Genomic DNA, 9,264 nt, shown 5'->3' on the forward strand with positions numbered 1-9,264 from the left:
GTATCAGGGTACAAGCCTATCTGTTTGTGTTCTGATGCTAAAAATGAAAAAAACATTGCTTCTTTCCCATGTATTTGTCCTGCTCAATCTAGCATTTTATCCAGGTCAAGTCTTTGCTGCGGATGCCTCTTCTCGCGTTTCTGTGCCCGCAAAGCACACACAATCTGTAGCTGAACAAAACAAGAAAATTGTCACCGATTTTTATGAAGGTGTTTTCCTGAAACATCAGGTCAAACAATATGCGGATCGTTATATTGGGAATCAGTATATTCAGCACAATCCGAATGTGCCTGATGGTAAGGCGCCTTTTGTAAACTTCTTTACGCAAAAATTTATTCATCATCCTCAGGCAAAGAATGTCATCAAGAAAGTGATTGCTGAAGGAGATTTAGTCGTCCTGCATGTGCATTCGACTGAAAATGACACTGACCGGGGTCGAGCCATTATAGATATATTCCGGGTTGATCATGGCAAAATTGTAGAGCACTGGGATGTAATACAGAACATTCCAGAAAACAGCAAAAATGCCAATACCATGTTCTAATCAAAGTACATATAAAAAAAGCCCAACATCATGTGGGCTTTTTTTAGTTTGGGCTTAGATAAATTTTTCAATCATTGCCATCAATTGCTGGAGATGTTCAGCATCAACCTCATCAAACTGATTCAGTTCATCACTGTCAATATCCAGCACGCCGATACACTCACCATTTTTCATGATGGGTAACACAATTTCCGATTTGGAGTCAGAGCTACAGGCAATATGCCCGGGAAACTGATCCACATCTGGCACCACAATTACTTGCTGTTGTTGCCATGCTGAACCACACACACCACGACCTTTGGCAATACGGGTACAAGCAATTGGTCCTTGAAAAGGTCCTAATACCAGCTCATTTCCTTTCACCAGATAAAAGCCAATCCAGAACCAGCCAAATTGCTGTCTGAGTGCCGCACAGATATTGGCCAGATTCGCGATCACATCAGCTTCATCTTCAACAATAGCCTGAATCTGTGGCAGGATACTTTGATATTGCTCAACTTTGTGGCCCTGTTGTAAAACCAGTTCTTCAGCCATCTGTATATTCTCGATTAAAAAATAGTGTTAAAACATCATCATCTGTTCTAGTAAGTGCAGATATTAAAACGGATCATTTAAGCTGACTGTGAAGCTAGAAAAGACTGCTTAATTTCATCTGTAATTAAACGTTTATTTCCATTTACATCCACCGCAACAAAGGTAAATACGCCTTCGGTAATCCGTACAGGTTCACGTGAATCATCGTGACTGTTCCACACTTCGATTTGAACCTGTACCGAGCTGCTACCGACTTTCAGAATCTTGGTATAACAGCTAATCACATTACCCACTTTTACAGGCACAAGGAAAGTCATCTGATTAATGGCAATCGTCGCACAACGGCCTTTACTAAAACGTTCAACATGAATCGCTCCAGCCAGATCCATCTGGGAAACAATCCAGCCTCCAAAAACATCACCACTCCAGTTGGTATCCGCTGGCATGGCAATATTTTGTAGAGATAAGATCCCTTCAGGATGCTTTGGGCGTTCGCTCATGTTAATTTCCTTGCTGTTGCTGTAATTGCTGGTCTAGCCACTGTTGCAGTTCAGGTGCACGTAATGCGCCACTGATTCTCGCCACTTCTGTGGTTTTGTTCATGAGAACCAGGGTTGGGATACTGCGGACATTAAATGCTGCACTCAAACGTGGGTTTGCTTCCGTATCAATTTTAGCAAAAACAACGTAAGGATTTTGTTTGGCGACCTGAGCAAAATGTGGCGCCATCATTTTACATGGACCACACCATTCTGCCCATAGGTCAATCAGCACAGGTAAATCACTATTGCTAATGAAATTGCTAAAGTTTTGTTCATTCAGCTCAATCGGTTCTAAAGGCAGCAATGCTTGATGACATTGACCGCAATTGGGATGAGCCGCTAGTTTTTCTTCAGGTACACGATTTTTTGCACCACATGATGCACAGACAATAATCATTTACATCACTCCGATATGTTGATGTAAAAATTCTAATTGGGTTGTCACTGCTTTTTCAAACCAAGAATCGTGATAAATATCGAAATGCTTCATTTCCCACTCATGATAGCTCACAAATGGCGCAATATTGGTGGCGGCTTCACGACTTGAGGCAATCGGAATCAGGCTGTCATATTTAGCCGCAATAAATAACACTGGAATATTAATCTTGCGTACAAACTGGATCGGCCGGTAACGCATCAGATTAAAAATACCCGTGCAGGTACTTCGCCACTCCAGTAATAATCAGGGTTTACAATCGAATGATAACCATAATAACTGTCTGAGGTCGGTAAGAAACAGAGTTTATATTGATCGACTACGGGTAAGGTTTTTGGCGCCAAGCCCATCTTGGAGCCCATATAATCCTGACTGGAACGTTTCAATGCTTCTGGATAACGTTGCAATGGATATAGCTTGGCTGTCTCTGCCCCGTCAACATAAGGCACTTGTACCATCACTGCCTGAATATTTTTCAGATCCGTCGCCAAACTAAGAGCATAGCCACCACTGAGTGAAGTGCCCCACAAAATAATCCGACGGCTATCAATCGACTTACAGTTAGAGGCGTATTGAATCATGCTCTTCCAGTCATCAAGCTGGGCACTGAGCGATACCAGTTCACGTGGTTTACCGGTACTACCGCCCCAATAACGATAGTCGAACAAAATCACGGCATAGCCGGCATGGGCAAAACGCTGTGCATACTGAACCAACTTAAATTGACGCAATCCGGCAAATCCATGCGCCATCACAATCACAGCAGGTTTAATATTGGTTTTCGGAAGATAGAAGTCGGCAGCGATGGTTTCATCACCACTAGCAACATACAACGGCTCAACTGTATAAGTATGCATGCGCGCTCCATTGCGTATCTTATTCGTTATCATCGTTTATTTAATATAGACATTTAAACCCAAGATCGAGCTTAATGCTATGATAGAGCATAAAATGTTTTGTTTGATTTTGGAGTGACAAAATGTCAGAAAATATAGGTTTTGCAGGTCAAATCGGCCCGGAGCATGTAGCTCAGGTTGTCGAAAAAGGTTTCAAATCGATTATTAATAACCGTCCGGATATGGAAGGTGGACCTGATCAGCCGACCAGTGCACAGATTGAAGAATCTGCTCGCAATGCAGGTCTGGATTATGTCTATCAGCCGGTAGTGGCGGGTCAGATTACTGAACTGGACGTGCGTACTTTTGCCAATCATTATAATGAACTGCCAAAACCGATTTTGATGTTCTGCCGCACAGGGAACCGTTCGAATAATTTATATCAGTTAGCCAAACAGATGGATCTGCTGGACGATTAAATTCATTACATTTCATTACCCGATCAAAATAGTTAAATCTTTGGATTTATATGAAGATGGTTCTTTTTCATAAGATGAAGAACCATGTCCAAACTAGCTATTATCCTGTTATGTCTTTTCGCTGTTTCAGCTTGTAGCTCAATGCAAGTTCGTCCGACTGCCTCAGTCAGTGTGGGAACCAGTTTATAAGCACTTTTTAAAGCTGATTCATCCATTGTGTTCATCATTTTACTAAAGTCCTTATACTTTGTAATAATTACTTTACCGAATTCATTTTATTTTTATACATAAAAAATGGAAGCGTTTAAGCTTCCATTTTTCTTAAGTAAAAAATTATTTAATATCTAAAGGCAGAGTTGTCTTTTTATTTGGTGCACCCACCACAATTTTAATATCATCACCTGCGGTACACTTTCTCAACCTAACACTGTATTTGACAATCTCATTGCCAGAATTACCAAATGTTGAAGGCGTTAATAGCTCCATGAGGGCTGGTACAGGAAGATTTCCACTTCTAATCTCAGCTTCACAAGTTTGATTCTCATATATAACTTCAGGTGTGCCGTTTATTGATGAGGCTAACTCTCTAGAGCCAGTACCATTCACATCAATATTGACTGAATATTCAGTTCCATTAATTTTCACGATAAGCGTTTTTTTAGGTTCAGCATTCATAACCGTCAGTATTTTTTTAGTTGTATCCCCTACTTTTTCAGTCAAAGTTGCAGTTGGTTTAAAGTCTGTATTATCTTTTACTTCAACAGCAACCGTTGTACCTGACGGCATTGGAACTTTCTTTTCTGTATTACCAAAAATTTGGAAACTAAAATCTCCATTACCACTTAAAATTTTTCCAGTCGTTGTATCAAAACCACTATTCCATGCAAAAGTAGGGGTATCACTGGCGAAAGCAAATAATAATTGCTGACGTATAATAGCACCCAAATTATTGTCACAAGTTTTTGCAATATTAGGTTGGCCAATATGAGAGGCTGCACAATCTAAAAGACCAGCGCTACGCTTATAAAGAAATTCGCCAAAATTAGCATTGTAAGTGTTATCTTCATTGTCATCACGGAAGAAATCACCAATATTACTTACCAATGTATCAATACCAGGCGTATAAATATTATCACCATTAATATCGTTAAATGCTTTATCACCTTCTACATAAGCGAGAACAGTTACACGATTATCGAGCGGACGTGGATTTTGGGTAGATAATGTTACTGAACATGAACCATTCACCGAGGCACAATTAGGAGTAATACTTCCTCCTTCCGATATAAAACTGATTACTGTTCCATCTGGTACTGGATTACCTGTACGATCTACCATCCTTGCAATAATTGTAGCAGTATCTCCATCTTTATCATTTTGCAAAGAATTTTTAGACATTGAGAGACTTAAACCATTTTGTGTAATTCGTCCTGTTGAAATAGCCACATTTTTAGATAATGCTGAAACTGAAGGATTAGATACCAGAGTTGCTTTAATCTCAACAGGTCCTGGAATATTCCCTGGGTATAAGGTTACAACAACTTTACCTTTAGGATCACTTTTTACAGTTTTAACTGCACGGTTTCCTAAAGAAATAAAACTGAGGTCTTCTGGAGCACCACGGACTAATTCAATATTTACGTCCTTATTTGCTGCGGGCGTACCATTGGCATATAAAGTGAATTCAATTTGGCCTGATGCAGCTGTTCCACTACTTTTTATTCCTAGATTAACTGGATTTGAAGTTGTATAAACCAGAGAATTCGCCTCAACTGCAGCAATACTCACCTCAACTTTTGATTCTGGAATATTAGAACCCGAAGCTCGAATCGTTTGTTCACCTTCGCATAATTTTCCATCAGTCCCAATTGCTTTATAAGAAGTGGTTACATCACCTTGATTTGAAGATACAACGCTTACTGGCTCAAAAGTTCCACAAGTAGCATTAAAGCTAACGGTCACATTATTCTGATTCACCTTAGTATTTGAATCTTGTGTCTTCAAAGTAATATTGGTAGATGCACCTGACTCTAATTCAGCCGTGGCAGCAGTCATTCCAACTAAAACAATATTAGCAGCCTGAAGTATGAAATTATAAGGTTGAGCTGTTGCCGTTGTACCTTTATAACTAGTCGTCGCAGACAACTGATAAGCACCAGTTGCATTTAAGTCTTGTGGTTTTACGGAGATACTGGCCTCGCCTTCCGCATTGGTCAGTACAGCACCATTGGTCGTGCCAAAAGTAACACCTTCCCCTTGAAATGTCACAATTGCTCCACTAATTCCTTTTCCAGAAGAATCAGTCACTTTTACTTTAGCGGTTACACCCGATGCTGTAATTGAATTTGTAGCCGTATTATTCGCATCATATAACTGAATATTTGTAATATTTACAGCTGTGACAGGAGTCTGGCCATTTCCTCCAGAGGAATTATTATCATTTGAACCATAATAACCTCCCCCACCTCCACCACAACTCGCCAATAAGATAGAGATAGCCATCGCCGACAACTTTAAAGTAAGTTGCTTTTTATTCATGATCATTCCTTTTTGTCCCCGATCAAATCCCCAAATGGAATTAGACTTTTCATTATAAAAATATGCCTAATGTAACCATAATATAGATTTTGTGTAAATATAGTTTATCTTCAAGTAAAGATTATTAAAGTGAAGCCAATCAAACTATTTGTAAGAATCGAGATTTATGTTGGAACTTTTAACAAATAAATTTTTTACTTAAAAGAAATAAAGGTTGCTCTGAGATAAATATACCAAAAGGAATGTAATTTAATAAACCAACTTATTTTTTCCGCCATAAAAAACACCCCCTAACGTTAGTTAGGGGGTGTTTCATATTTAAAAGCTGGCGATGACTTACTCTCACATGGCAAGTGCCACACTACCATCAGCGCTAAGAGGTTTCACTTCTGAGTTCGGGAAGGGATCAGGTGGTTCACTCTTGCTATTGTCGCCAGCAAACTGTTTTGGTTTTGGGTGGTCTTACGTTTTTTGCCACTTAGTACCGAAAGAGTTATTAACGGATTAGTTTAATTGAGTCGTATTGTAACTAGTTTCTACACTAAATCAAGTTATGTATTGAATTTATCTTGAATACAACAACTGTTTGGGTGTTGTATAGTCAAGCCTCACGAGCAATTAGTATTGGTCAGCTTCACACGTCACCGTGCTTCCACACCCAACCTATCAACGTCCTAGTCTCGAACGGCTCTTTAGAGGAATAAATTCCTAGGGAAATCTTATCTTGAGGTAGGCTTCCCGCTTAGATGCTTTCAGCGGTTATCCCTTCCGAACATAGCTACCCGGCGATGCGACTGGCGTCACAACCGGTACACCAGAGGTTCGTCCACTCTGGTCCTCTCGTACTAGGAGCAGATCCTCTCAAATTTCCAGCGCCCACGGTAGATAGGGACCGAACTGTCTCACGACGTTCTAAACCCAGCTCGCGTACCTCTTTAAATGGCGAACAGCCATACCCTTGGGACCTGCTTCAGCCCCAGGATGAGATGAGCCGACATCGAGGTGCCAAACACCGCCGTCGATATGAACTCTTGGGCGGTATCAGCCTGTTATCCCCAGAGTACCTTTTATCCGTTGAGCGATGGCCCTTCCATACAGAACCACCGGATCACTAAGACCTACTTTCGTACCTGCTCGACTTGTGGGTCTCGCAGTTAAGCGCGCTTTTGCCTTTATACTCTACGCGTGATTTCCGACCACGCTGAGCGCACCTTCGTACTCCTCCGTTACTCTTTAGGAGGAGACCGCCCCAGTCAAACTACCCACCAGACATGGTCCTCGCCCCGGATTACGGGGCAGAGTTAGAACCTCAACATTACCAGGGTGGTATTTCAAGGACGGCTCCATTAGAACTAGCGTTCTAACTTCAAAGCCTCCCACCTATCCTACACAAGTAAGGTCAAAGTTCAATGTCAAGCTGCAGTAAAGGTTCACGGGGTCTTTCCGTCTAGCCGCGGGTACACTGCATCTTCACAGCGATTTCGATTTCACTGAGCCTCTGCTGGAGACAGCGCCGCCATCATTATGCCATTCGTGCAGGTCGGAACTTACCCGACAAGGAATTTCGCTACCTTAGGACCGTTATAGTTACGGCCGCCGTTTACTGGGGCTTCGATCAAGAGCTTCGCTTACGCTAACCCCATCAATTAACCTTCCAGCACCGGGCAGGCATCACACCCTATACGTCCACTTTCGTGTTTGCAGAGTGCTATGTTTTTAATAAACAGTTGCAGCGGCCTGGTTTCTGTGGCTGCCAAAGCTCAGGGAGCAAGTCCCATCACCGTCAGCAGCGTACCTTCTCCCGAAGTTACGGTACCATTTTGCCTAGTTCCTTCAGCAGAGTTCTCTCAAGCGCTTTGGTCTACTCGACCTGACCACCTGTGTCGGTTTCGGGTACGATTCCTGTGTAACTGAAGCTTAGAGACTTTTCCTGGAAGCATGGTATCAGCCACTTCACTGTACAAGTACAGCTTGCTATCAGCTCTCAGCATAGAGCACCCCGGATTTGCCTAAGATGCATGCCTACTGCCTTCCACCTGGACAACCAACGCCAGGCTGACTTAACCTTCTCCGTCCTCTCATCGCATTACACAGAAGTATTGGAATATTAACCAATTTCCCATCGACTACGCCTCTCGGCCTCGCCTTAGGGGTCGACTCACCCAGCCCCGATTAACGTTGGACTGGAACCCTTGGTCTTTCAGCGAACGGGTTTTTCACCCGTTTTGTCGTTACTCACGTCAGCATTCGCACTTCTGATACCTCCAGCATACTTCTCAATACACCTTCATCGGCTTACAGAACGCTCCCCTACCACGTATACAAGTATACATCCGCAGCTTCGGCACATAGTTTTAGCCCCGTTACATCTTCCGCGCAGGCCGACTCGACTAGTGAGCTATTACGCTTTCTTTAAAGGGTGGCTGCTTCTAAGCCAACCTCCTAGCTGTCTATGCCTTCCCACATCGTTTCCCACTTAACTATGATTTTGGGGCCTTAGCTGGCGGTCTGGATTGTTTTCCTCTTGACTACGGACGTTAGCACCCGCAGTCTGTCTCCCGGATAGTACTCATTGGTATTCGGAGTTTGCATCGGTTTGGTAAGTCGGGATGACCCCCTAGCCGAAACAGTGCTCTACCCCCAATGGTATTCGTCCGAGGCGCTACCTAAATAGCTTTCGGGGAGAACCAGCTATCACCAGGCTTGATTAGCCTTTCACCCCTATCCACAAGTCATCCCCTGGCTTTTCAACGACAGTGGGTTCGGTCCTCCAGTTAGTGTTACCCAACCTTCAACCTGCTCATGGATAGATCGCCTGGTTTCGGGTCTATACCCAGCAACTAAACGCCCTATTAAGACTCGATTTCTCTACGGCTCCCCTATGCGGTTAACCTTGCTACTGAATATAAGTCGCTGACCCATTATACAAAAGGTACGCAGTCACACCACGAAGGTGCTCCCACTGCTTGTATGCATGCGGTTTCAGGATCTATTTCACTCCCCTCACAGGGGTTCTTTTCGCCTTTCCCTCACGGTACTGGTTCACTATCGGTCAGTCAGGAGTATTTAGCCTTGGAGGATGGTCCCCCCATATTCAGACAAGGTTTCACGTGCCTCGCCCTACTCGTCATCATTATGTGTGCCCTTTCGTGTACGGGAATATCACCCTCTACGTTCGCACTTCCCAGAGCGTTCCACTAGAACACACATAACTTAATGGGCTGCTCCCCGTTCGCTCGCCGCTACTAAGGGAATCTCAATTGATTTCTTTTCCTAAGGGTACTGAGATGTTTCACTTCCCCTCGTTCGCTTCATAAGCCTATGTATTCAGCTTATGATACCCGCCTTATAGCGG

Annotated in this window: 6 protein-coding genes, 2 rRNA genes and 1 pseudogene; 2 read left to right on the top strand and 7 right to left on the bottom strand. The window is 42.9% G+C overall.

The annotated features are described in order from the left end of the window. The first annotated feature begins 34 nt into the window (after positions 1-34). On the top strand, positions 35-544 hold the full coding sequence (locus tag ACINWC323_RS18365) for a nuclear transport factor 2 family protein (protein WP_009506084.1): 510 nt from the start codon (positions 35-37) through the stop codon (positions 542-544). Between the two features lie 54 nt (positions 545-598). On the opposite strand, the gene msrC is transcribed toward ACINWC323_RS18365, so the two are convergent. From msrC to ACINWC323_RS0118580, 4 genes and pseudogenes are all read right to left on the bottom strand, one after another. Next, complete coding sequence (gene msrC, locus ACINWC323_RS18360; protein WP_009506110.1) at positions 599-1,078, bottom strand: free L-methionine (R)-S-oxide reductase MsrC; 480 nt, start codon at positions 1,076-1,078, stop codon at positions 599-601. Between the two features lie 77 nt (positions 1,079-1,155). Then, on the bottom strand, positions 1,156-1,578 hold the full coding sequence (locus ACINWC323_RS18355) for an acyl-CoA thioesterase (RefSeq protein ID WP_004774422.1): 423 nt from the start codon (positions 1,576-1,578) through the stop codon (positions 1,156-1,158). Between the two features lies 1 nt (position 1,579). Beyond that, the gene (trxC, locus tag ACINWC323_RS18350; RefSeq protein ID WP_009506136.1) at positions 1,580-2,017 is read right to left on the bottom strand and encodes a thioredoxin TrxC; all 438 of its coding nucleotides are present in this window, start codon (positions 2,015-2,017) and stop codon (positions 1,580-1,582) included. Continuing rightward, positions 2,018-2,913: pseudogene (locus ACINWC323_RS0118580) on the bottom strand (alpha/beta hydrolase). 122 nt (positions 2,914-3,035) lie between these two features. Between ACINWC323_RS0118580 and ACINWC323_RS18345 the strand changes: the two are divergent. Continuing rightward, complete coding sequence (locus tag ACINWC323_RS18345; RefSeq protein ID WP_009506123.1) at positions 3,036-3,371, top strand: protein tyrosine phosphatase family protein; 336 nt, start codon at positions 3,036-3,038, stop codon at positions 3,369-3,371. 333 nt (positions 3,372-3,704) lie between these two features. On the opposite strand, the gene ACINWC323_RS18340 is transcribed toward ACINWC323_RS18345, so the two are convergent. From ACINWC323_RS18340 to ACINWC323_RS18330, 3 genes are all read right to left on the bottom strand, one after another. Next, positions 3,705-5,909 (bottom strand): Ig-like domain-containing protein, encoded by a 2,205-nt coding sequence (locus ACINWC323_RS18340; protein WP_009506108.1) that lies wholly within the window; start codon positions 5,907-5,909, stop codon positions 3,705-3,707. A gap of 323 nt (positions 5,910-6,232) precedes the next feature. Beyond that, positions 6,233-6,347, bottom strand: a 5S ribosomal RNA gene (rrf, locus tag ACINWC323_RS18335). 159 nt (positions 6,348-6,506) lie between these two features. Next, positions 6,507-9,264 (bottom strand): 23S ribosomal RNA (locus tag ACINWC323_RS18330); the annotation flags it as partial.

It is taken from the genome of Acinetobacter sp. WC-323 (assembly GCF_000314615.1).
GTDB lineage: Bacteria > Pseudomonadota > Gammaproteobacteria > Pseudomonadales > Moraxellaceae > Acinetobacter > Acinetobacter courvalinii.

Coding starts and splice junctions, on each gene's coding strand:
- ACINWC323_RS18345 (WP_009506123.1), top strand. CDS start 3,036: ATGTCAGAAAATATAGGTTTTGCAGGTCAAATCGGCCCGGAGCATGTA.
- msrC (WP_009506110.1), bottom strand. CDS start 1,078: ATGGCTGAAGAACTGGTTTTACAACAGGGCCACAAAGTTGAGCAATAT.
- trxC (WP_009506136.1), bottom strand. CDS start 2,017: ATGATTATTGTCTGTGCATCATGTGGTGCAAAAAATCGTGTACCTGAA.
- ACINWC323_RS18340 (WP_009506108.1), bottom strand. CDS start 5,909: ATGAATAAAAAGCAACTTACTTTAAAGTTGTCGGCGATGGCTATCTCT.
- ACINWC323_RS18355 (WP_004774422.1), bottom strand. CDS start 1,578: ATGAGCGAACGCCCAAAGCATCCTGAAGGGATCTTATCTCTACAAAAT.
- ACINWC323_RS18365 (WP_009506084.1), top strand. CDS start 35: ATGCTAAAAATGAAAAAAACATTGCTTCTTTCCCATGTATTTGTCCTG.